Below are 22354 nucleotides of genomic sequence, written 5' to 3'. Positions count from 1 at the left end.
AAATCTAAAATCTAAAATCTAAAATCTAAAATCTAAAATCTAAAATCTAAAATCTAAAATCTAAAATCTAAAATCTAAAATCTAAAATCTAAAATCTAAAATCTAAAATCTAAAATCTAAATAAGGAGCTATTTCCAGCTTTCCGCTACAAGTCCTCATAAAAAAAGCAAAGTTTCTACTGTTTTAAAAAGAGCTTCCGTTGGTCGCTTTTTTAAAACAAGAAACTTTTGCATTTTTTACTCCGGGCTTTTCGCTTCAATCTGGGCTAGGGCAGTCGGTTTCAACAGTGATTATAGGTTTCAGATTTAAGATTTTGATCACAGACTATGATTTGAAAGTCGCAATCTAAAATTCTAAATCATTCATCAATCTAAAATCTAAACTCTTAAATCTAAAATATCCAAGGTCATTTTCGGGTAAAAGTTATACCTATATATATTATCGAGATTATTACAGATAAATCTGCAATTTTAAGTTTCATAATATCAAAATACCTCAAAAATGCATCTGCAAGGTTAATATTTAAAAAAAATAAATACTTTTGTTGCAGAAAAATAGAGCAATGGCAAAGAATTTAGTAATAGTGGAGTCACCTGCAAAGGCGAAAACGATAGAGAAATTTCTCGGAAGTGATTTTCAGGTGGAGTCAAGTTATGGTCACATAGCCGACTTACCATCAAAGGAAATAGGAGTAGATGTAGAAAATGGTTTTAAACCTAAATATGAAGTTTCTCCAGATAAAAAAGCCTTGGTAACGAAACTAAAATCACTTTCTAAGAATGCCGAAACGGTTTGGTTAGCGAGCGATGAGGACCGCGAGGGAGAGGCTATTTCATGGCACTTGGCGGAAGAATTAAAACTTGATACAAAAAAGACCAAACGAATTGTTTTTCACGAGATTACAAAATCTGCGATTCTTAAAGCAATTGACAATCCTAGAGAAATAGATTATAATTTAGTAAACGCACAGCAAGCAAGAAGAGTTTTAGATCGTTTAGTAGGTTACGAATTGTCTCCAGTTTTATGGAGAAAAATCAAAGGCGGACTTTCAGCTGGACGTGTACAATCGGTTTCTGTTCGTTTAATTGTAGAGAGAGAACGCGAAATCCAGAATTTTAATGCAGTTGCAACTTATTCTATTGTTGCAGAATTTGTAAACGAAGCAGGAAAAGCTTTCAAAGCAAAACTGCCAAAAAACTTCAATACTAAAAAAGAAGCCGAAGATTTCTTAAATCAAAACATCGGTTCTAAATATAAGGTAGGGGATTTAGAAACTAAACCTACCAAAAAATCGCCAACAGCACCTTTTACAACTTCTACATTGCAACAGGAAGCAGCAAGAAAATTGTATTTGCCAGTTGGAATCACCATGCAGTTAGCACAGCGTTTGTATGAGGCCGGACTTATTACTTATATGAGAACCGACTCTGTAAATCTTTCGCAGGAAGCGATGGCTGCCGCAGAAGCTGAAATCATTAAATCTTACGGAAAAGAATTCTCAAAACCGAGAGTTTTTGCCAACAAAAATAAAGGAGCACAAGAAGCGCACGAAGCAATTCGTCCGACAGATATGTCGCGTCACACCGTAAATATTGACCGTGATCAGGCTCGTTTGTACGATTTGATCTGGAAAAGAACTTTGGCATCTCAAATGAGCGATGCGCAATTGGAAAGAACAAATGTAAAAATCGAAGCCGATAATCACGATGAAATTTTTACAGCTTCTGGAGAAGTATTGCTTTTTGAAGGTTTCTTAAAAGTGTACTTAGAAGGTCATGATGATGATGAGGAAGAACAAGAAGGAATGCTTCCGGCTTTAAAAGTAAACGAAAAACTGGCTAATAACTATATTACAGCCACAGAACGATATTCAAGACCGCCTGCACGTTACACTGAGGCATCTTTAGTTAAAAAACTAGAGGAACTTGGAATCGGGCGTCCGTCTACTTATGCACCGACAATTTCAACTATTATCAATAGAAATTATGTTGAAAAAGGAACTCTTGAAGGTGTAGAACGTAATTATACACAGCTTACTTTGCAAAATAGTAAAGTAGGTGAAAAAGTTTTAAAAGAAAATACAGGTTCTGATAAAGGAAAACTGGTTCCTACAGATATTGGAACTATTGTTACGGATTTCTTAGTGAAGAATTTCGGAAACATTTTAGATTATAATTTCACTGCAAAAGTAGAACAGGATTTTGACGAAATTGCCGAAGGAAATATCGATTGGGCAAAAATGATGCAAGATTTCTACAATCAGTTTCACCCAAATGTAAAAGAAGTTGAAGCAAATGCTGAACGTGAAAGCGGTGAAAGAATCTTAGGAAAAGATGCAGACGGAAGACAAGTTTCAGTTCGTTTAGGAAAATTTGGCCCAATGGCACAAATTGGAGAAGCAGATGATGAAGATAAAAAGTTTGCCAGCTTAATGGCAGATCAGAATATTGGAAACATTACACTTGAAGAAGCTTTGAATTTGTTCTTGCTTCCAAAAAGTTTAGGTGAATATAAAGGAGAAGAAGTAGAGGTAAATAATGGCCGTTACGGTCCTTATGTTCGTCATGGAAGCGTTTTTATTTCATTGCCAAGAGGAGAAGATCCGCTTGGGGTTTCAAAAGAAAGAGCTCAAGAACTAATTGACGAAAAAGCACTTGCTGATGCGCCAATTGCCACTTATAAAGGAGAGGCTGTTCAAAAAGGAGTGGGGCGTTTTGGTCCATTCATCAAATGGAACGGACTTTTTGTAAACGTAAGCAAAAAATACAATTTTGATAATTTATCACAGGCAGATGTTGAAGAGTTGATCGAAGATAAACTTCAAAAGAATATTGATAAAGTTATTCATAACTGGGAAGAAGAAGGAATCGTAGTAGAAAAAGCTCGTTGGGGACGTTCTGTGATCCTAAAAGGAAAAATCAAAATTGAGTTGAGTAAAGATGTTGATGCTACAAAACTAACATTAGCACAAGTTCAAGAAATGATTGCTGCAAAAACTCCAGCAAAGAAAACGGCAGCTAAAAAGACAACAGCAGCCAAAAAAACAACAACGGCTAAAAAAGCTCCAGCTAAAACAGCTGCTAAAAAGAAATAATATAGATGGAATTTGATTTTCTAGAACCAGTTAATGATGCAATTGTAAAATTCGTCGGCGCACTGTCTTCACAAGAGCTTGGGAGTAAAGTTGTCTTTCATACCCAAGATCAGTTTCCTGATATTGACCAGGTTAATATTGCAATAATTGGTGTTTTAGAAGACCGTACAAACATCAATATGATTAATGAAGTTAATCTTTCGAATCTGCGTAAAAAGCTTTATGGGATGTTTCCAGGTAACTGGGATGCTTCAATTGCTGACTTAGGAGATATACTTGCGGGTGATTCTGTAGAAGATACTTATTTTGCAGTTAAGAAAGTTACCGCATCATTAATTAAAAGAAAAGTTATTCCTATAGTCCTAGGAGGTTCTCAAGATTTGACCTATGCTTTGTATCGTGCTTACGATGATTTGGAGCAAATGGTAAATCTGGTTGCAGTTGATAATAAATTTGATTTTGGTAAAGAAAATGAATTGGTTTCGGCTAATTCGTATCTGACAAAAATTATTATTGATGAACCAAATAACCTTTTCAACTACTGTAATATAGGGTATCAAACCTATTATAATTCACAAGAAGAAATCGATTTGATCGAAAAGCTGTTTTTTGACGCTTATCGATTAGGTGAAATTTCGAATAAAATTACGTTAGCCGAACCTGTTTTTAGAGATGCAGACTTAGTTAGTATAGATTTAAATTCTGTAAAATCTTCTGCTTCAGCAAATATGGTAACTTTTGAGCCAAACGGATTTAACGGAAAAGAGATTTGTGCTTTGGCTAGATACGCAGGTATAAGTGATAAAGTTTCTTCTTTTGGTGTATTTAATCATAACAGCACATTGGCCGAATCGGTTATCATTGCTCAGATTGTATGGTATTTTATAGAAGGTTATCACTACCGTTCAAAAGAATATCCATTTGGAAGCAGAGCAAACTATTTAAAATATATAGTTCCGCTAGATGATGAAGAATTGATATTTTACAAAAGTGATAAAACAGACCGTTGGTGGATCGAAATTCCATTCGAATCTAATGGCAACAATAAATTAAAAAGAAATACGTTATTACCATGTTCTTACGACGAATATTTGTCGGCTTGCAATCAAGAATTGCCAGAAAGATGGTGGAAAGCGCAACGAAAAAATGCTTTGTAGAACGAAAATTTAAGTGAAATCTTAAATTTTTAAAAGTTGTTGAAAATAGTTAAATTAAATTAGTAGGAAAATAATTATAATATATAAAAATTAACGTTTTACATCGATTTTTTAGAACAGTTTATCGATAAAATATTTTTTTTTTATTTTATTTAACATTATTTTTGAACGGTAAAATAAATTCGCAAGTAGTATTGTTTTTTAGATAAATAATAAATACGTTTACGGACTTTTAATAATGAATAGATAATCCCAAATTTATATGAAGAAGTTTATTGCATTTGCAGCAATGTTAACACTAGTAATCGGCTGTGGTAAGTCAGGTGACAAAGGTGAATTAGTTGGTGTTACAGGAGGGAAATGGCATCCTGAAAAACCTTATGGAATGACTTTGGTTCCAGGCGGATCTTTTATTATGGGTAAATCAGATGCTGATTTAGCTAATGTAGAAGATGCTCCAACTAAAACTGTAACAGTTCGTTCATTTTACATGGATGAAACTGAAATTACAAACAGTGAGTATCGCCAATTTGTGGAATGGGTAAAGGATTCTACAATGAGAGTTCGTTTAGCAATCTTAGCTGACGAAACAGGACAAAAACCTGCTGACGGAAAAGGAAGCAAAGGCGGAAGTATTGCTGACTATGCTTTTAACGATTCTGATCCAGAAAAAATGACAGCTTACGATAAATATATGTATGACAACTATTATAGTGTTGGTACAAAAGATGATCCGTATGCTGGAAGAAAACTAAACAGAAAAGTTAAGTTAATTAAAGATACAAAAGCATATCCAGATGAGTATTACGCTGAAGTAATGGATTCTATGTATTTGCCAATTGAAGAATCTTATAATGGTTTAAGAACAATTGACGTAAATAAATTGAAATTCCGTTATTCTTGGATGGATATTCAAGCTGCTGCAAAAGCAAAAGTTGGAAAAAGAAGTGACTTCGTAAAAACAGAGCAGGTAAATGTTTACCCAGATACTGCAGTTTGGATTAAAGATTTCGCTTATTCATATAATGAGCCAATGCATAACGATTATTTCTGGCACAAAGCTTATGGAGATTATCCTGTAGTAGGTGTGACTTGGAAACAAGCTAAAGCATTCTGTGCTTGGAGAACACTAAATAAAAACAGTTATATTAAATCTAAGAAAAAAGGGCGTGACTTAGTTAACTCATTCAGATTACCTACTGAAGCTGAATGGGAGTATGCCGCTAGAGGAGGTCTGGAGTCTGCTACTTACCCTTGGGGAGGTCCTTATACTAAGAGTGATAGAGGTTGTTTCTTAGCAAACTTTAAACCAAGTAGAGGAGACTATGCAGCTGACGAAGCTCTTTATACTGTTGAAGCAAAATCATACGATGTTAATGGTTACGGATTATACAACATGGCAGGAAACGTTTCTGAGTGGACAGATTCAGCTTACAATCCAAACGCTTACGAGTATGTATCTACAATGAATCCAAACGTAATTGATGGTAAGAACCAAAGAAAAGTTGTTCGCGGTGGTTCTTGGAAAGACGTTGCTTATTTCCTACAGGTAAGTACACGTGACCACGAATATGCTGATTCTGCTAGAAGCTACATCGGATTCAGAACTGTACAAGATTACATGGGTACTCAAGTAACAGGTAACAGAAAAAAGTAATTTATAATTAAATCAATATCCAACAAATCTATTTTAAAACCTAAAAAAAAAGTATTATGGCATTATTAAGTAAAAAAGCAATGAATTTCGCTTATGGTATGGGAGCGGCAGTGGTAATCGTTGGAGCTTTATTCAAAATTACTCACTTTGAGATTGGACCATTAACAGGTACAGTTATGCTTTCAGTAGGATTGGTGACTGAGGCGTTAATTTTTGCGCTTTCTGCTTTCGAACCAGTTGAAGAAGAATTAGATTGGACTTTAGTTTACCCAGAGTTAGCTAACGGACAAGCTAGAAAAAAAGAAGTTAAAGCTGAGTCAACTGACGCACAAGGATTATTATCTCAAAAATTAGATGCTATGTTGAAAGAAGCTAAAGTTGACGGTGAGTTAATGGCTAGCTTAGGAAACAGCATCAAAAACTTCGAAGGAGCTGCTAAAGCAATTTCTCCAACAGTAGATTCAATTGCAGGACAAAAGAAATATGCTGAAGAAATGTCTATTGCTGCTGCACAAATGGAATCATTAAACAGTTTATATAAAGTACAATTAGAGAGCGCTTCTAGAAATACTGAGGCTAACAAAGAAATCGCTGAAAACGCTTCTAAATTAAAAGAACAAATGGCTTCTATGACTGCAAACATTGCTTCATTAAACAGTGTTTACGGTGGAATGCTTTCTGCAATGAGTAACAAAGGATAATTAGTTTTTAACTAGATATTACATTTATTAATAAGAACTAATTAGAAAAAAATGGCAGGAGGAAAATTAACCCCTAGACAGAAGATGATCAACCTGATGTATCTGGTTTTCATCGCAATGTTAGCAATGAACGTATCGAAAGAAGTTATTTCTGCTTTTGGTTTGATGAACGAAAAATTTGAAAGTGCAAATACGACTTCTACAGAAACAAATACAGGTTTATTAACAGCTTTAGATCAAAAAGCAGCTGAGGCAAAAGGAGAATTTGCTATCGCTGCTGAAACAGCTCACAAAGTTGAAGCAATTACAAAAGATTTTTATGATTATATAGCTACTCTAAAAGCTCAGGCTGTAAAAGGTTTTGAAGTTGATAAAGCAACTGGAAAAATGCCTTACGAGTCTATGGATAGAGGAGATAATATCGACGACTGGTTTACAGGAGACGGTTACACTAAAAAAGGTAACGAAATTATTTCTAAAATCGAAAAATACAAAGCTGATATCAAAGCGGCTTTAGGTACAGATAAAAAATACGCTGGAATCATTTCTGAGGTTGAGAAAAAATTTGATGTTTCTGATGTGAAAAACAAAGAAGGTATCAAAGAAAAATACTTAGCTTACCACTTTAAAGGATTTCCTGCAATTGCTTCAGCTGCAAAACTTTCAGCTTGGCAAAATGACGTTAAAAAAGTTGAAGCAGACGTTTATAACAGTGCTTTAGGTAAAGCTGCAGTTGCTGCTGCTTCTTACAGCAACTACCAAGCAATCGTTGTTTTAGATAAAAATGCTTATTTCCAAGGTGAAAAAGTAACAGGTAAAGTAGTTTTAGGTCGTTATGACGAAAACACAAAACCTACTTCATTCCAAGGTCCAGGACAAATTGTTAACGGACAAGCTGTTATCTCTTTAACTGCTGGTGGAGTTGGAGAACAAGACATCAACGGACAATTTACATTCTTAGAGGATGGAAAAAACATTCCTTTGAAATTCTCTGGAAAATATGTTGTAGTTCCAAGACCAAACTCTGCTACAATTTCTGCAGATAAAATGAACGTAGTATATAGAGGAGTTGTTAACCCAATCTCTGTATCTTTTGCTGGTGTAGATGCTAACAAAATTGTTGCAAGCGCTCCAGGTTTAGCTTCTGCTGGAAAACCAGGAAAATATAACATGAGCCCAGGTCAAGGTACTGAAACTACAATTTCTGTAACTGGGACATTGCCAAACGGTGATAAAGTAACAGACAAGAAAACATTCAGAATTAAAGGTATTCCTGGTCCAACAGGAACAATTAGAGGTGAAATGGGAGTTGTTAAAGGTCCTAAATCTAACCTAGAAATTGCTACTATTGGAGCTAAACTTCTTGATTTTGATTTTGAAGTTGGTTTAGATGTTGTTGGATTCAATATGAAAATTGCTGGACAGCCTACTGTTGTTGTTTCAGGAAACAAAATGAATGCACAATGTAAACAAGTACTTTCAAGAGCAGGTAAAGGAGACCAAGTTACTATTTCTGAAATTAAAACTAAACTTGTTGGAGCTGGTAGCTATTTATTACCAAGAACTGCTCCTGTAATTTACGAAATACAATAATAAAGTAGTGTAAACTACATTCAATATCTTATAACGATACCACGATGAAAGTAAGAAATTTTTTAATAGCAATTGTTTCTATCGCTGGAGGTTTTGCTTCTTATGCGCAATCTAATTTGCTTAATGCAAAAACACCAGATCAGATTGGACTTAAAACTCCTGCTCAATTAATATCTGATAACGATAAGCCATTAGCTTATGGTTATGTAGATGATAGAGATATCTTGATGGGGAAAACAACTTGGGAAATCATTGATTTGAATGAAAAAATCAACTTTCCATTATACTTTCCAGTAGATACAGCTAATATTGGTCCTAATAGACGTTCTCTTTATGACGTTTTAACTAAAGCTATTAAAGGTGGAAAAGTAACTGAAGTTTATACTGATAGTTATTTCAATACTAAAAAATCTATGAAAGACATCGAAGGATCATTATCTCGTATTGATACAACTGATGCTGGTAGAGAGTTAATTAACCAATACCCAGATGACTACAAATCACGTGTAGTGAAGAAAAAAGTAGTTTCTGGTAAAGGTAAAAATAAGTCTGTTTCTTATGTTGAAGAAACAGTTGGGCCAACAAGAACGGTTCCTGCTGAATATATCTTGAAACAAGACCTTACTGCAGCAGATGTTACTCAGTATAAAATTAAAGGATACTGGTATTTTGACAAACGTCAAAGTGAATTGAAATATCGTTTACTAGGAATTTGTCCAGTAACTCCAGACGTTTATACAATGAATAGTGACGAAAAGGATTATATTGAATTGTTTTGGGTATTTTTCCCAAATGCCAGAGAAGCACTGCATGAAGCAAAAGCTTTCAATGACAACAACTCAGCACTTCCAATCTCATTTGATCAGATTTTAAATTCAAGACGTTTTAATGCTGTTGTTTACAAAGAAGAAAACCTTTACGGAGACAGAGCAATTAGCGATTACATGAAAGACAACGCACAAAATCAGTTGTTAGAATCTGAAAGAGTAAAAGAGAAAATTCGCAATTTCGAACAAGATATGTGGAACTACTAAGTTGATACATAGTACAATAATGAAAAACTCTTACTACATTTGTAGTAAGAGTTTTTTTTATGTAGATAATTCAGATACTCCTTTTTAAAAGAAAGGGGAAAGCTAAAATGTATTATTTTTTATTTATGTAAGAAAAATAACAATATTTAAAATAAAACTTCGTTTAATGTCTTGTAAAAATGATTATGATGAAACTAAGAAATTTTTTAATTGTTATTTTGACTGTAACTACGAGCTTTTTGTCTTTAGCACAGTCTAATTTGCTTAATGCTAAAACTGTTGATGAAATTGGTGTTAAGACGGCCGCTCAAATGATTGCCGATAATGATAAGCCATTAGCTTACGGCTATGTAGATGACAGAGATATTTTGATGGGAAAAACCGTTTGGGAAATTATTGATTTAAATGAAAAAATCAATTTTCCGTTGTATTTTCCTGTAGATACTGCTAATATTGGCCGTGATAGGCGTTCGCTTTATGATGTTTTGACCAAAGGAATTAAAAGTGGAAAGATAACAGAAGTTTATACAGACAGTTACTTTACTACTAAAAAATCAATGAAAGATGTCGAAGGAGCATTATCTCGTGTGGATACTACCGATGCTGGACGAGAACTCATTAATCAATATCCGGATGATTATAGAACACGTGTTGTGAAAAAGAAAGTAGTAACCGGTACTGGAAAAAACAAAAAAGTGACTTATGTTGACCAAACTGTCGGCCCAACTAGAACAGTTCCTGCTGAATATATTTTGAAACAAGATCTTACTGCAGCAGATGTAAGTCAATACAAAATTAAAGGGTTTTGGTATTTTGATAAAAGACAAAGCGATTTAAAATATCGTCTGCTCGGAATTTGCCCTGTCACTCCCGACGTTTATACCATGAACAGCGACGAAAAAGATTATATCGAGCTGTTTTGGGTTTTCTTCCCCAATGCCCGCGATGTACTTCATGAAGCCAAAGCTTTCAATGACAACAATTCAGCACTTCCAATTTCGTTTGATCAAATCTTAAATTCGCGAAGATTTAATTCGGTTATTTACAAAGAAGAAAATGTATATGGCGATCGTGAGATTAAAGACTACATGAAAGACAATGCGCAAAACCAGTTGTTAGAAGCTGAAAGAGTAAAAGAAAAAATTCGCAACTTTGAACAAGATATGTGGAATTACTAAGTCCATTAATAACTTAATAATCAAAAAACTCTTGCTACCTTTGCAGTAAGAGTTTTTTTATTTTATCTATTTTACCAATGCTTGATTATTTAATCGTCGGATCTGGGCTAGCTGGAATTTCCTTTGCAGAAATCGCCCTAAAAAACAATAAATCTATTTTAGTTATTGATGACAAGTCACAGAATTCTTCTAGGATTGCTGGAGGTTTGTATAATCCGGTAATTTTAAAGCGTTTCAGCGAAGTTTGGAATGCAAAAGATCATTTGGTTTTAATGAATGAATTCTATGATCAGGTAGAAGAAAAGCTAAATGAAAAATTCAATTATAAAATGCCAATTCTTAGAAAATTCTTTTCTATTGAAGAACAGAACAATTGGTTTGCAGCATCGGATAAAATTAACTTGGCTCCTTTTCTTTCGACAAAACTGATAACTAAAAAATACCAGAGCATTGATTCGCCTCACGATTATGGAGAAGTTTTGCATACAGGCTACGTTAAAACAGGACAATTATTAGAAAGCTATAGAGAATACTTAAAAGAAAACAATTTACTGTTGGAAGAATCTTTTCACAGCTCTTTTTTAGAGTTTCTTGATTCAGGAATTCAGTATAAAAATATTAAAGCACGCCACATTATATTTGCAGAAGGTTTCGGTTTGCATAAAAATCCTTACTTTAACTATCTTCCTTTAGATGGCACAAAAGGAGAGTTGTTTTTAATAAAAGCTCCTGATTTAAAACTTGATGTTATTGTAAACACAAGTGTTTTTATTTTGCCAATAGGTGGTAATTTGTTTAAAGTTGGCGCGACTTACAATTGGCACGACAAGACAGATCTGCCAACCGAAGAAGGTAAAAAAGAACTTTTAGATCGTATTAAAGAAATTATTACGTGCGATTTTGAGATAGTGAAACATTTTGCAGGCGTTCGTCCAACGGTTGCCGACAGAAGACCTATTATAGGAACTCATGAAACCTATAAGTCTATCCATCTCCTGAATGGATTAGGAACACGTGGCGTTATGCTCGGGCCGGCTTTGGCTAAAATGTTATTTGAGCATATCGAAAACGGAACTCCAATTGACAAAGAAGCCGATATTAAGCGTTTCCACAAAAGATATCTTAGATCTATTTCCGACCGGCATTAGGATCGTAGGAAACAAACATATTAATGTAAAGGTTTCTAGAAAGTCGTAACACAAAAGGAAACAAAACAACCAGTGTCAAGATAATTGCAATAAAAGACTGCTCGATAGTTGCTCCAAAAAAGACAAACGAAACAATAAAAGCAGCAATTCCAACCGCAACATTCAATCCGTAGCTGACATACATAGCACCATAAAAAAACGAAGGTTCAATCTGGTATTTGAATCCGCAGTGGCTGCAATGTTCGTTCATTTTGAGAACTTTACTCAAATGAAGCGGATTTTTGTCTTCATACATGCTTTCTTTTTGGCATTTTGGACAACTTCCTGTTAAAATGCTATTTAGTTTGGATCCTTTTTTTAACATTTGCAAAAATTTTATCAAAGGTACATTTTTGCGCCTTTATTTCTTGTAACAACAGTCACAAAATTATGCTTAATATACACAATCTTTCCGTTTCTTTTGGAGGAACCTATTTATTTGAAGAAGTTACTTTTCGTCTAGGCGCTGGCGACCGCGTAGGTCTTGTCGGTAAAAACGGAGCGGGTAAATCTACAATGCTAAAAATGTTGGCAGGAGATTTTAAACCAGATTCAGGAGTTATTTCTCAAGAGAAAGATATCAGAATGGGATTCTTGCGTCAGGATATCGATTTTGAGCAAGGAAGAACCGTTTTGGAAGAAGCATACGAGGCTTTTACCGAAATTAAAGTTGTAGAAAAAAAGCTGGAAGAAATCAACCATCAATTGGTTACCAGAACCGATTATGAAAGCGAAGAATACGGACAAATCATTGAAGATCTTTCTGATTATACACATCGTTTTGAACTTCTAGGAGGATATAATTATGTTGGAGACACAGAAAAAATCCTTTTAGGACTTGGTTTTAAAAGAGAAGTTTTCAATAACCAGACCGAAACATTCTCTGGAGGTTGGAGAATGCGTATCGAATTGGCTAAATTATTATTGCAGTCCAATGATGTATTGCTTCTGGATGAGCCAACCAACCACTTAGATATCGAAAGTATCATTTGGCTAGAGAATTTCCTTCGCAATTATCCTGGAGTTGTAGTGATTGTATCGCACGATAAAATGTTCTTAGATAACGTTACAAATCGTACAATCGAGATCTCTTTAGGAAAAGCATACGATTTCAATAAACCGTACTCTCAATATTTAGAGCTGCGTCATGAAATTCGCGAAAAGCAATTGGCGACACAAAAGAATCAGCAGAAAAAGATTGAAGAAACAGAAAAATTAATCGAGAAATTCCGTGCGAAAGCTTCAAAAGCTTCAATGGCACAATCGCTGATTAAGAAATTAGATAAAGTAGAAAGAATTGAAGTTGATGAAGACGACAATTCTGTAATGAATATTTCTTTTCCCGTTTCAAAAGAACCAGGAAAAGTAGTAATCGAAGCTGAACATGTAACAAAAGCTTACGGCGATAAGACGATTTTAAAAGACATTAGTTTATTAGTTGAAAGAGGAAGTAAAATTGCTTTCGTTGGACAAAATGGACAAGGAAAATCGACTTTCATTAAAGCTTTGGTAAATGAATTCGAATACGATGGAAACATCAAGTTAGGGCACAATGTACAATTAGGATATTTTGCTCAAAATCAAGCCGAATATTTAGATGGTGAAATTACTTTGCTTCAAACAATGGAAGATGCGGCGACTGACACCAATCGTATGAAAGTGCGTGATATGTTAGGTTCGTTTTTATTTCGCGGAGACGATGTAGAGAAAAAAGTAAAAGTGCTTTCTGGAGGCGAGCGTAACCGTCTGGCGCTATGTAAATTGCTGTTACAGCCAATCAACGTTTTGCTGATGGATGAGCCTACGAACCACTTAGACATTAAATCTAAAAATGTTCTGAAAGCGGCACTTCAAAAATTTGGAGGAACTCTATTATTAGTTTCTCACGACAGGGATTTCCTTCAAGGAATGTCAAATATCGTTTACGAATTTAAAGATCAGAAAATCAAAGAATATCTGGGAGACATCAACTTTTTCTTAGAACAGCGCAATCTAGAAAACATGCGCGAAGTAGAGAAAAAGGATGTAGTAAAAACGGCAGCTCCAGCAAAAGAAGCAAGCAAAGTTTCTTACGAAGACCAGAAGAAAACCAAAGCGCTTCAAAACCGTTTAAGCAAAATTGAAAGCCAGATTCAGCAGTTAGAAAAAGACATTCAGCACGATGATAAAATGTTAGAAACAAATTATGATAAACATGTTGAAGACGCTTCTTTCTTTACCGCTTACAACAAAAAGAAAGCCGATTTAGATCAATTACTTATTGACTGGGAGGTAGTTCAAGAAGAGATTGATAATTTTAACGGATAATATTTTCAGGAGCTGATCCAGCTTTCCGTTACAAGTCCTCACTATAAACCCTCATTTTTCTAAGCCATAAAACGAGCTTCCTTCGGTCGCTGTTTTCAGGCAAGAAAAATGAGGGTTTATAGTTCCGGGCTTTCCACTTCAATCTGGGCTAAAAAAAGTTTCATGTTTCAAGTTTCAGGTTCAACGCGAACATGAAACATGAAACATGAAACAAACTATTTAATAATCCCAATCGATTTAGAATGTTCAATCGCTTTACTGCTTTCTTTAAAATAGCAAACAGCAACATTTAAGCTTTCTAAATTCTTCAAGATTTTTTTTACTTCTGTTTTCTGGGTTTTGCCAGTCTGTCTTATGTAAACCGCAACGACTGTTACTGGAAATATTTTGCAGATTCTCTCATACAGTATCGGATCGTGCTGCGAATCATCGCCCATTAAAACATATTTTAAAGTGGGGTAAAACTCTACCACATGTTTTATTTTTTCAAATTTATGATCATGACTTCCTCTTCCACTCATGAAAAAATCAGTAATTCCTCTTTTAATATCTTTAAGGAGGAAAACCGCTTTTGGGAGTTTGTGTATTCGTGTAAACTTCGCGATAAAACGATATAAATTCCACTCACTGCTAGAAATGTAGAAAAAAGCATTTACTTCTTCGGTGCTCGTTCTGCCTGCCGAACTCAAAGCTTGATAATGAGGTACAACATCCTTAAAAACCTTACGGTCATTTACGTTTTTAAAAAGTAAAATGTAAATTTTTCGGAAGAAATTATTCGTGTGAGAGATTAAAAAAGTATCGTCAATATCTGAAATAATTCCAAGTTTTCCCTTGTGTGGTCTGATAAAACTGCCTTTGCAAACCACCGTTTTATCGTTATATTGGAGACTTACTTGGTAAGGCATCCAGCCAAATTGAGTTTCTTTGTCCAACGGAATACAAAATTTAAAATACCCGTCGTCTAGAGTTTTCGTGTGAATTATTTGATCATTGTAATGAAGGTAAACGTCAAAATTTTGAATGGTCTTTATTCGGAACAATTTAAGAATTGAAGTAGCATTTTTTAATTTCCTTTTTTCAAAATCATAATTATGCTCTCTTTTAAAAACGTGCCCCATTACAATTAATTCTTGCTCATTTGCATAACCTCGATATAATTGTAAAATTGGTTTCATTAATTACGTATATTTATGTAACTGTAATTTACTTAATATAATTGGTTTTAAAAATAAAATTTTGAAAAAGAACGTCATCTTTGTCGTAAATCCTATCTCTGGCGATCTCGACAAATCAGATTTAATAGAAGCTGTTCAGGAATTTGCAGCCACAAATCATTTTGATCTGGAAGTTTATGAAACGACCGGAAAAAATGATGTGAAAGAAATTCAGAAATTATACGATCAGTATATTCCCGAAAGAATTGTCGTAGCCGGCGGTGACGGAACCATTAAAATGGTTGCCGAAGCTATGGAAGAACACGACATTATTATCGGAATTCTGCCCGCAGGTTCTGCCAACGGACTTTCAGTTGACTTGAATCTGCCAGTAGGAATAGAGGAGAACCTTAAAATAGCGTTTTTACACCATTATATCGAAATGGATATGATTTGCATCAACGGAAAAAAAAGCATTCACTTAAGCGACCTTGGTTTGAATGCCAATCTGGTTAAAAATTACGAACAAAGTGATGTTCGCGGATTTTGGGGTTATGCATTGCAAGCTTTTACAACGCTCAAAGAATCGGAAGAACCATTTGTGGCTACCATTACGGCAAACAATAAAGTAGTGGAGCACGTTGCGAGAATGATCGTAATAGCTAATTCGCAAAAGTACGGAACAGGTGTAATCATCAATCCGAATGGTACTATGAATGATGGAAAGTTTGAATTGGTAATTTTAAAAAGCCTAGATCTACTTTTAATCGGAAAAATAATTACAGGAAATATGCCAATCGACTCTGATGATATTGTAATTATTTCGACAGATAAAGCGCAAATCAAAACCGATTATCCCGTTAATTTCCAAATCGATGGAGAATATTGTGGTGCTCAGACTTCTCTAGAAATTCATATTCTTCATAAACAGATGAAATTGGCAGTGCCTTAGATTTTTTTCTGAAGAATGCTTTGTGTATGTGTCGCTCCGCTGGAGCTTTTGGGACTCTAAGGTTGGAATAATTGCTATAAATATTAAGCTCCTCCAGAGCTTTTTAATTAGTATTTATTGTCAAAAATATTTGAAATCAATTCAAAATAAGAGGCGACAAATAGCTCTGGAAGAGCGAAATATTTATAGAAAAAATTAGCATAAAGAAAAATAAGCTCCACGGAGATTAATATTCATAGAGGAATAATTGTTAAAAATATGGAGTTTTTTCGGCAATGTTTATTTAGGCAGCAATCAAAATGGGATCATGTAAAATAGCTCTGGAAGAGCTTAATATTTATAGCAATTATTTGATTGACAATTATCAAAGCTCCAGCGGAGCGACAACTTTATTTAAACGGATTACGTTCCTGCCATTCTGTTTTTGGTTCCAGATAATTAAAAAATCTTGAAATATTATGATTAATCAAAGCATTGCTGTGCGTTATTAAACCATACATTTTAACTGGTTTTGCACCAACCGAACTTTTGATTTCGAGAGCTGTTCTGGCAAAAACAATTTCTCGAAAACCTTTCTTGATAGAATACGCAATCATATCGTAAAGCATGTTTAAATACAACATTTTTTCGCGTTGGACACTTTCGTCATAACCTAAAAAGTACGTATCCATTACGTTTCCATTTTTGATTAAAGTGTTGAAACCGATGAGTTTTTCATCTAAGAAATAGCCATAAAGCAGAAAGTTTTCACCCATTATTTCTTTAAAAAAACTAAAATGATTTCTTGCTAGAAAAAAGGTATTGAAGGGGGCATTTTTAGCAACATGAAAATACAAATCGTAAATAACATCTTCATATTGTTTAATCTCAGAAAGCGACAATTGCTGTTTTGCAATTCCTTCCGATTTTTTACGTGCGCGTTTGTATTGATCGCGGTATTTTTTGGATAAAGCGTCGATATAATCTTGTTCTGTTTTCCAGTTTTCATGGATTTCGAAAATCATATTTGGCTGTGTCGAAAACGTATAATTGTTTTTGAATTCAGCCTGAAGCGGTTCAATCTCTTTTGCAGTAAAATCTTTTATGCTTGTAATATGAACTTTTTTTCCGTTTTCTTTCAACTCTTTTTTGAGCTGATTAATAGCTTTATGAAGTGTTTTAATAGCTTTTGATTCTTTGATATTTTTATCAAAGACAAAAGCATTCTGACCCGTAAGCATATTGTTTCCTACGAATAAAACGTGCGAAGCAAAATTCTTTAAAGCAAAATTACGCACAGAAGTTTTTAAACACTTATCGCGTTCTCCAAAAGATTCTAGTTTTTCAGCAAATAAGAATTGCGTTAGAACAATTCCGATTAGCTTTTTTTCTTCGAAAAGACCAATAAAATGGCAAGTCATATTTACTGGAGAAGAATTTTCCAGCACTTCGAGATATTCTCGTGTCAAAAAAATATTATTTGATGCGAGCGAATTCCATTCTAAAGGCAATAAGGATGCGCTTTTGTAAATCTGGAAAGAATAGGTTGTATTCAAAAGAGTCGACTAATTTCTTCAAAATTAGATAATATTTACAATAACTAATGGGGTTTAAGTTATTATTAAGAAAAACCCGTTTGAGATCAATTCTTCAAACGGGTTTTTGTATGTTTTATTTAAGCAAATCCACAAATGATTCCGCCCATAAGAGTTAGTGTAAGAATCCAATATCCGCTATGGATGAAAATATATTTCCAAGATTTTCTTTCGAATAATCCATTGATTCCGATTAGAGGAAATGCAAAAAATAATCCCGACATAAAACCGTGAAGCGCTCCGTGTTTAAAAGTTCTGTAAGCCATTCCATAATCTGCCATAAATGCAGCAAAAGAAGGTTTTGCGCTATCTAGCATCGGCGGTCCACCAACCATTCCGACTGCACCAGATTGGTGAATAGTTAGCGACATTAAAGTCATTGTAATCATTAAAGAAAAAATGTACGTTAATCCGAAGATTTTAAGCATATTTCCTTTTTTTAACTCTTCTGGAGTAAGATTATTTTCTCTCATCCAGATCGTTCCGAATACTTTTGGATTGTACCAGATAAAACCAGTTACTAATGAAACAATTGCTGCAAGAAATAATGCGATGAAGTTAATTTGCATAATATGAGGTTTTTAGAATTAGTTAGTCAAATGTAATCAAAAAATATAGATTTTTGGAAACAATTAAAACGGGGGTTAAATCTTACAAATTAAATTTTTATCAACAGTTTGCCGATGTATAGTGCATTATAGCTATGAATTATATAATTTAGTCGCATATTAAATTCCCCAAATCTAATATGAAAAATCTACTCGCTTTTCTTTTTGCGTGGCTGTTTTCGCTAAGTGTTTTGGCAGATACTGTTTCGGATAAAGAAAAAGAAGCGCTTATAAAATTGTACCACGCAACAAATGGCTTGCAATGGAAAAACAAGTGGGACTTAAGTCTGTCTGTTTCTACCTGGTATGGTGTTAAAGCCGAAAACGGAAAAGTCGTTGCGCTGAATCTGCCAGATAATAATCTGCAGGGAGAATTGCCAGAAGCTTTTTATGATCTTGTAAATTTAGAATCGCTAAATCTAGAAAACAATAAAATTGAAGGGAGCTTGTCTTCGTCAATTCTTAATTTAAAAGAATTGGAAGTGATTAATATTGCCGATAATAAGTTATCTGGTGCAATTCCAGCTTCGATTTGCCAATTAGGAAAATTGAAAGATTTAGAGCTTTTTAGAAATAAGATTTCAGGAGAACTTCCGTCAGAAATTGGAAAACTGAATCAGTTAGAAGTTTTAGCTGTTTTTAATAATGAAATTCAAGGAAAATTGCCTGTTTCGATTTATAAAATCGCTGGGTTGAAAGTACTGCTTTTGAATCATAACAAATTGTCTGGAAATTTGACAAGTGAAATTATTAATTGGAACGCACTTCAAAATTTCAGTTTGTTTGATAACGATTTTACAGGCGCAATTCCTTTGGAAATTGAAAAGTTGGCTAATTTGGCAGAATTGAATCTTTCGTACAATAAATTTACAGGAGAAGTTTCAAAAAATATAGCACTTTTAGACGCTTTGAATATGACAATGATGGATGAGAACGGAAATCCATTTTTATTAGAAATAAACCAAGAAAATAAATTACAATAGTTTACCCAAAAATGATCGCTGCTTATGAATGAATTTTACATTTAGTTAATTGTTAAAACCGTAATTTCTTACGGTTTTCGTTTTTTTAGGCTTAAAGCTTTCTTGAAAAAAATAACATATAATTTAGAAAGGATTTTTTATGTTTGTCTAAAATTTTTATAACTTTAATAGAAGTAACCAGAGAACCAAAAACCGATTAATAAGCGGTATTACTAATCAATAATAAGAAGAATCATGACACTGCAATATCAGGGAGAGCAACACGGAAAATCGACAACTTTTACAATTAGAATTATTGGTAATAACTTATCAAAAAGCAGTTCTAACTATCAAATTGATCTTTTGGTAGGAGATAAAAAACTGCCAACTTTTACAAGTGAAATCCACCAGAGTCTTTCTAATTGTTTGAAAGAAATTTATTTGTTTAGAAAACATAACGGAATCAAATTTGATGAATCGACAGAGAAAATAGTTTCGCTTTATGTTCCTTATGATAAAGTTTTGTACAACCATAATAAATATGCTTTGTTTAGAGCATAATTTTTCTCAAAATAAATAGCAAAAAGGACCATTTGAAAGTGGTCTTTTTTTATTCTCTAAGTTAAATTCTTCTATTCATTAATTCTTTTCCGAGGTCTTTCAGTAGCTTTTTTTTGCTTTCTGGTATGTTGATCTTGTCTAAAGATTCGAAAGCTTTGAAAGTGTATTTTTGAATTTCTTTTTGAGTTATATCTGCAATACCCGAAGCTAGATACAATTTGTTAACCGTTTTTATTTTTTCTGTATTATCGTCAAGGCGAACGCCAAACAGTTTTAGCAATTTTTCTTTGTCGGTTTCGTTTAAAAGCTCAAGTGTTTTCAGGTATAAATAAGTTTTTTTGTTCGAAATAATATCGCCGAACAATCGTCTGCCAAAAGTAGGAGTGTCTCCATAAATATCAAGATAATCGTCTTGAAGCTGAAATGCTAATCCCAAATTAAGTCCGAAATCATAAATTAAATCACAGTTTTCCTGAGAAGCCTGCGCAATAATGGCGCCCATTTTTAAAGAGGTGGCTATAAGCGAACCAGTTTTATATTCTATCATTTTTAGGTATTCTGAGACAGAAACGTTTTGTCTGCTTTCAAAATCAACATCCAATTGCTGCCCTTCGCAGATTTCTAAGGCCATTTTGTTAATTGCTTTAATCAATTGCAAAGCGAGGTCAGGGGCGTATTTTTCTAAGTGCTTGTAGGTTAAGATAATCATTGCGTCTCCAGAAAGAATGGCTGTATTGGTGCTCCACTTTTTATGCACAGTTGGTTTTCCTCTTCTGATAGGATCGTCATCTATAATGTCATCATGAATTAAAGACGAATTATGAAATGTTTCTATAGCTAGAGCAGCAGGAAGTGCCAGATTAAAATTGGAGCCAAAAATTTCTGTTGCAATTAAGGTAAGAACAGGGCGCAGACGTTTTCCTCCTAGCAACATCATGTATGAAATGGAATTGTATCGATTTTTAGGATTTTTTTCTATGTTTTGGCTTTCTAAATAACGAATAAAAAAATCTGTGTATTGCGGTATCGTATACATGAAAACTTAATATTTTGGATTTTAAATATCTAATATACAGTTTTTTATGATTTTTTGTATGAGTTTTTGGTAATAAGATATTTATAGAAATAGCTGTATTTCGGTATTTTTAAAGTTATCTAATTTGCTTGCTTCAAAAAAAAAGAAGCTTCTTTAATTTGAAGAAGCTTCTTTTCTTTTATCTGATTATCTTTATATAAGCGCTATAAGGATCGTCTTTAAGCGAGGTTCGCATATAATATACGTTTTCGTCTTTTTCTTTTAAATCAAACTGAATCAAGCCTGCATCACAATAATAATAAAGCAAGTTTTCATCTGCAGGAAATTCGATATTAGAAATAGGAAGTGTAGTTAGTTTTTCTTCAAAAGCGATTTCACCGTTTGATAAATCCAATTCAAAAAGTTTCTTCTTTTTGGTATATCCCCAAAGATTCTCCACTTCTTTAACAATGTATTCTACGTTGTCAGCTTTAAAATCGGTTTTCCAAAGCTGCGTTCCCGTTTTTGAATCTACAGCATATATTGATGAAACTTCAGGGCCTTGCGCCGCAAAATATATTTTTTTGTCGTGACATACGATACGTTCTTTAACGTTGCCTTGGTTCTCTTCAATTTTAAACTGCCACAAAACATCTAGGCTGTTTGGTTTTAAAGCGTAAAGCCAGTTTTTATCGCCTGCTACAAAAACACTTTCACCATCAGTAGTCGGTTTTCCGTTAATGGTTTCGTCAAAAGTTTTTTGATTAAGCAATTTTCCAGTATTAGCTTCAAAACAGTAGACATTGTTTCCGCTTTGGGTAAAAATCTTATTGTCGAAAAATAATGGTTCAATATCGTTGGTTGGTGTGTCCAATTTATAGTTCCAAGCCAAACTTCCATCTTTTAAATCTAAAGCATATAAATTACTGCTTTGGTTTTGGTTTTGAGCTGTAATAAATAATTTTCCGTTAGCTATAATCGGAGTTTGATCTTTTAAAACAATCTGATCTGCAATGTTTCCTAATCTTGATTTCCAAAAAATATTGCCTGTTCCGTTATCCACAGCATAAATTTCACCATTAACAAATGGAATATATACAACTCCATCATGGATCGTTATTTTGTTGGCACACATTTCAGCAGGAGCATCAGCAGCTTTTAAAGTCCAAACAATGCTTTCTACTTCCAGATCCCATGAAAAAAGAGAACCGTCGTAATCGTAAATTAAAATTGAAGTATCGTCCAGAGACTCTTTTTTAAGCGGTTTTATAGACTTATTAGTAACGGCTTCTTCTGGAGGTAATTTGCTGTTGGTGTAATTGGTTTTGCTGGCGGGTGCTTGTCCAGACATATTGGAAAAGGCGAATACAAATAAAAGGGCTATTAGATTTTGTTTCATTGTAAGATTTGGGTTGAATTTTTTGATTGCTTTTTTCTCAAACATTTCACGAAGTAAATATAAACAAAAAAAGCTCCAGATTTCTCTGAAGCTTTTGTCTTTAGTAAGTAGTCCGTGGGGGAATCGAACCCCCCTTACCAGGATGAAAACCTGGCGTCCTAACCGATAGACGAACGGACCTGCTTTGCTATTGCGGGTGCAAAAATGCAACTATTTTT

The 22354-nt window shown here is 34.0% G+C and carries 18 protein-coding genes and 1 tRNA gene; 12 read left to right on the top strand and 7 right to left on the bottom strand.

The genetic code is table 11. The features are described 5' to 3' along the window. The first annotated feature begins 562 nt into the window (after nucleotides 1–562). The 8 genes from topA (at nucleotide 563) to AC3E9W_RS21700 (ending at nucleotide 11562) form a co-directional block, all read left to right on the top strand. Nucleotides 563–3094, top strand: a complete 2532-nt coding sequence (gene topA / locus AC3E9W_RS21735; RefSeq protein ID WP_456893919.1) for a type I DNA topoisomerase — start codon at nucleotides 563–565, stop codon at nucleotides 3092–3094. A gap of 5 nt (nucleotides 3095–3099) precedes the next feature. Further along, on the top strand, nucleotides 3100–4251 hold the full coding sequence (locus AC3E9W_RS21730) for a formimidoylglutamase (RefSeq protein ID WP_488770005.1): 1152 nt from the start codon (nucleotides 3100–3102) through the stop codon (nucleotides 4249–4251). A 262-nt stretch (nucleotides 4252–4513) separates the two neighbouring features. Next, nucleotides 4514–5908: a T9SS ring complex lipoprotein PorK/GldK gene (porK, locus tag AC3E9W_RS21725; protein WP_306158397.1), complete on the top strand. Its 1395-nt coding sequence runs from the start codon at nucleotides 4514–4516 to the stop codon at nucleotides 5906–5908. A 56-nt stretch (nucleotides 5909–5964) separates the two neighbouring features. After that, on the top strand, nucleotides 5965–6609 hold the full coding sequence (gene porL, locus AC3E9W_RS21720; protein ID WP_306158399.1) for a type IX secretion system motor protein PorL/GldL: 645 nt from the start codon (nucleotides 5965–5967) through the stop codon (nucleotides 6607–6609). Between the two features lie 51 nt (nucleotides 6610–6660). After that, nucleotides 6661–8202: a type IX secretion system motor protein PorM/GldM gene (porM, locus tag AC3E9W_RS21715; protein WP_306158401.1), complete on the top strand. Its 1542-nt coding sequence runs from the start codon at nucleotides 6661–6663 to the stop codon at nucleotides 8200–8202. A gap of 44 nt (nucleotides 8203–8246) precedes the next feature. Further along, the gene (porN, locus tag AC3E9W_RS21710; protein WP_306158403.1) at nucleotides 8247–9236 is read left to right on the top strand and encodes a type IX secretion system ring subunit PorN/GldN; all 990 of its coding nucleotides are present in this window, start codon (nucleotides 8247–8249) and stop codon (nucleotides 9234–9236) included. A 188-nt stretch (nucleotides 9237–9424) separates the two neighbouring features. Beyond that, complete coding sequence (porN, locus tag AC3E9W_RS21705) at nucleotides 9425–10414, top strand: type IX secretion system ring subunit PorN/GldN (protein WP_306158696.1); 990 nt, start codon at nucleotides 9425–9427, stop codon at nucleotides 10412–10414. Between the two features lie 77 nt (nucleotides 10415–10491). Beyond that, a complete protein-coding gene (locus AC3E9W_RS21700; protein ID WP_488770004.1) occupies nucleotides 10492–11562 on the top strand; it encodes an NAD(P)/FAD-dependent oxidoreductase in 1071 nt (356 codons plus the stop codon). Here the strand turns inward: AC3E9W_RS21700 and AC3E9W_RS21695 are convergent. Then, a complete protein-coding gene (locus tag AC3E9W_RS21695) occupies nucleotides 11543–11926 on the bottom strand; it encodes a DUF983 domain-containing protein (protein WP_125722554.1) in 384 nt (127 codons plus the stop codon). The two genes, AC3E9W_RS21700 and AC3E9W_RS21695, sit on opposite strands and share 20 nt — an antisense overlap. Nucleotides 11927–11991: 65 nt before the next feature. Here AC3E9W_RS21695 and abc-f point away from each other — a divergent pair, with 65 nt between their 5' ends. Then, nucleotides 11992–13908: a ribosomal protection-like ABC-F family protein gene (gene abc-f / locus AC3E9W_RS21690; protein ID WP_488770003.1), complete on the top strand. Its 1917-nt coding sequence runs from the start codon at nucleotides 11992–11994 to the stop codon at nucleotides 13906–13908. A 215-nt stretch (nucleotides 13909–14123) separates the two neighbouring features. On the opposite strand, the gene AC3E9W_RS21685 is transcribed toward abc-f, so the two are convergent. Further along, a complete protein-coding gene (locus AC3E9W_RS21685) occupies nucleotides 14124–15086 on the bottom strand; it encodes an App1 family protein phosphatidate phosphatase (protein WP_488770002.1) in 963 nt (320 codons plus the stop codon). Nucleotides 15087–15147: 61 nt separating this feature from the next. Between AC3E9W_RS21685 and AC3E9W_RS21680 the strand changes: the two genes are divergently transcribed. Next, nucleotides 15148–16017: a diacylglycerol/lipid kinase family protein gene (locus AC3E9W_RS21680; protein ID WP_306158411.1), complete on the top strand. Its 870-nt coding sequence runs from the start codon at nucleotides 15148–15150 to the stop codon at nucleotides 16015–16017. 389 nt (nucleotides 16018–16406) lie between these two features. Here AC3E9W_RS21680 and AC3E9W_RS21675 read toward each other — a convergent pair whose 3' ends face one another. Next, nucleotides 16407–17552: a GNAT family N-acetyltransferase gene (locus AC3E9W_RS21675; RefSeq protein ID WP_488770001.1), complete on the bottom strand. Its 1146-nt coding sequence runs from the start codon at nucleotides 17550–17552 to the stop codon at nucleotides 16407–16409. A 119-nt stretch (nucleotides 17553–17671) separates the two neighbouring features. Beyond that, complete coding sequence (locus tag AC3E9W_RS21670) at nucleotides 17672–18160, bottom strand: DUF1761 domain-containing protein (protein ID WP_306158415.1); 489 nt, start codon at nucleotides 18158–18160, stop codon at nucleotides 17672–17674. A gap of 179 nt (nucleotides 18161–18339) precedes the next feature. On the opposite strand from AC3E9W_RS21670, the gene AC3E9W_RS21665 reads away from it, so the two are divergent. Continuing rightward, nucleotides 18340–19182: a leucine-rich repeat domain-containing protein gene (locus AC3E9W_RS21665; protein WP_488770000.1), complete on the top strand. Its 843-nt coding sequence runs from the start codon at nucleotides 18340–18342 to the stop codon at nucleotides 19180–19182. A 234-nt stretch (nucleotides 19183–19416) separates the two neighbouring features. After that, nucleotides 19417–19722, top strand: coding sequence for a hypothetical protein (locus AC3E9W_RS21660; RefSeq protein ID WP_306158418.1), 306 nt, complete (start codon nucleotides 19417–19419; stop codon nucleotides 19720–19722). Between the two features lie 61 nt (nucleotides 19723–19783). Here the strand turns inward: AC3E9W_RS21660 and AC3E9W_RS21655 are convergent, their stop codons facing one another. From AC3E9W_RS21655 to AC3E9W_RS21645, 3 genes are all read right to left on the bottom strand, one after another. Further along, nucleotides 19784–20758 carry a polyprenyl synthetase family protein gene (locus tag AC3E9W_RS21655; RefSeq protein WP_488769999.1) on the bottom strand — a complete coding sequence of 325 codons (975 nt, stop codon included), beginning with the start codon at nucleotides 20756–20758 and terminating at the stop codon, nucleotides 19784–19786. A 178-nt stretch (nucleotides 20759–20936) separates the two neighbouring features. Further along, entirely contained in the window at nucleotides 20937–22136 is a 1200-nt protein-coding gene (locus tag AC3E9W_RS21650) for an outer membrane protein assembly factor BamB family protein (RefSeq protein ID WP_488769998.1), read from the bottom strand. A 108-nt stretch (nucleotides 22137–22244) separates the two neighbouring features. Beyond that, nucleotides 22245–22316 (bottom strand) — tRNA-Glu (locus AC3E9W_RS21645). Nucleotides 22317–22354 lie beyond the last annotated feature (38 nt).

It is taken from the genome of Flavobacterium sp. 38 (assembly GCF_057799715.1).
Note: the sequence above shows the minus strand (reverse complement) of the source record. Positions and strands in the feature narration are given on the sequence as shown.

Excerpts from the sequence above, each read along its gene's own strand:
- topA (WP_456893919.1), top strand. The coding sequence starts at position 563 with ATGGCAAAGAATTTAGTAATAGTGGAGTCACCTGCAAAGGCGAAAACG.
- AC3E9W_RS21730 (WP_488770005.1), top strand. The coding sequence starts at position 3,100 with ATGGAATTTGATTTTCTAGAACCAGTTAATGATGCAATTGTAAAATTC.
- porK (WP_306158397.1), top strand. The coding sequence starts at position 4,514 with ATGAAGAAGTTTATTGCATTTGCAGCAATGTTAACACTAGTAATCGGC.
- porL (WP_306158399.1), top strand. The coding sequence starts at position 5,965 with ATGGCATTATTAAGTAAAAAAGCAATGAATTTCGCTTATGGTATGGGA.
- porM (WP_306158401.1), top strand. The coding sequence starts at position 6,661 with ATGGCAGGAGGAAAATTAACCCCTAGACAGAAGATGATCAACCTGATG.
- porN (WP_306158403.1), top strand. The coding sequence starts at position 8,247 with ATGAAAGTAAGAAATTTTTTAATAGCAATTGTTTCTATCGCTGGAGGT.
- porN (WP_306158696.1), top strand. The coding sequence starts at position 9,425 with ATGAAACTAAGAAATTTTTTAATTGTTATTTTGACTGTAACTACGAGC.
- AC3E9W_RS21700 (WP_488770004.1), top strand. The coding sequence starts at position 10,492 with ATGCTTGATTATTTAATCGTCGGATCTGGGCTAGCTGGAATTTCCTTT.
- AC3E9W_RS21695 (WP_125722554.1), bottom strand. The coding sequence starts at position 11,926 with ATGTTAAAAAAAGGATCCAAACTAAATAGCATTTTAACAGGAAGTTGT.
- abc-f (WP_488770003.1), top strand. The coding sequence starts at position 11,992 with ATGCTTAATATACACAATCTTTCCGTTTCTTTTGGAGGAACCTATTTA.
- AC3E9W_RS21685 (WP_488770002.1), bottom strand. The coding sequence starts at position 15,086 with ATGAAACCAATTTTACAATTATATCGAGGTTATGCAAATGAGCAAGAA.
- AC3E9W_RS21670 (WP_306158415.1), bottom strand. The coding sequence starts at position 18,160 with ATGCAAATTAACTTCATCGCATTATTTCTTGCAGCAATTGTTTCATTA.
- AC3E9W_RS21665 (WP_488770000.1), top strand. The coding sequence starts at position 18,340 with ATGAAAAATCTACTCGCTTTTCTTTTTGCGTGGCTGTTTTCGCTAAGT.
- AC3E9W_RS21660 (WP_306158418.1), top strand. The coding sequence starts at position 19,417 with ATGACACTGCAATATCAGGGAGAGCAACACGGAAAATCGACAACTTTT.
- AC3E9W_RS21655 (WP_488769999.1), bottom strand. The coding sequence starts at position 20,758 with ATGTATACGATACCGCAATACACAGATTTTTTTATTCGTTATTTAGAA.
- AC3E9W_RS21650 (WP_488769998.1), bottom strand. The coding sequence starts at position 22,136 with ATGAAACAAAATCTAATAGCCCTTTTATTTGTATTCGCCTTTTCCAAT.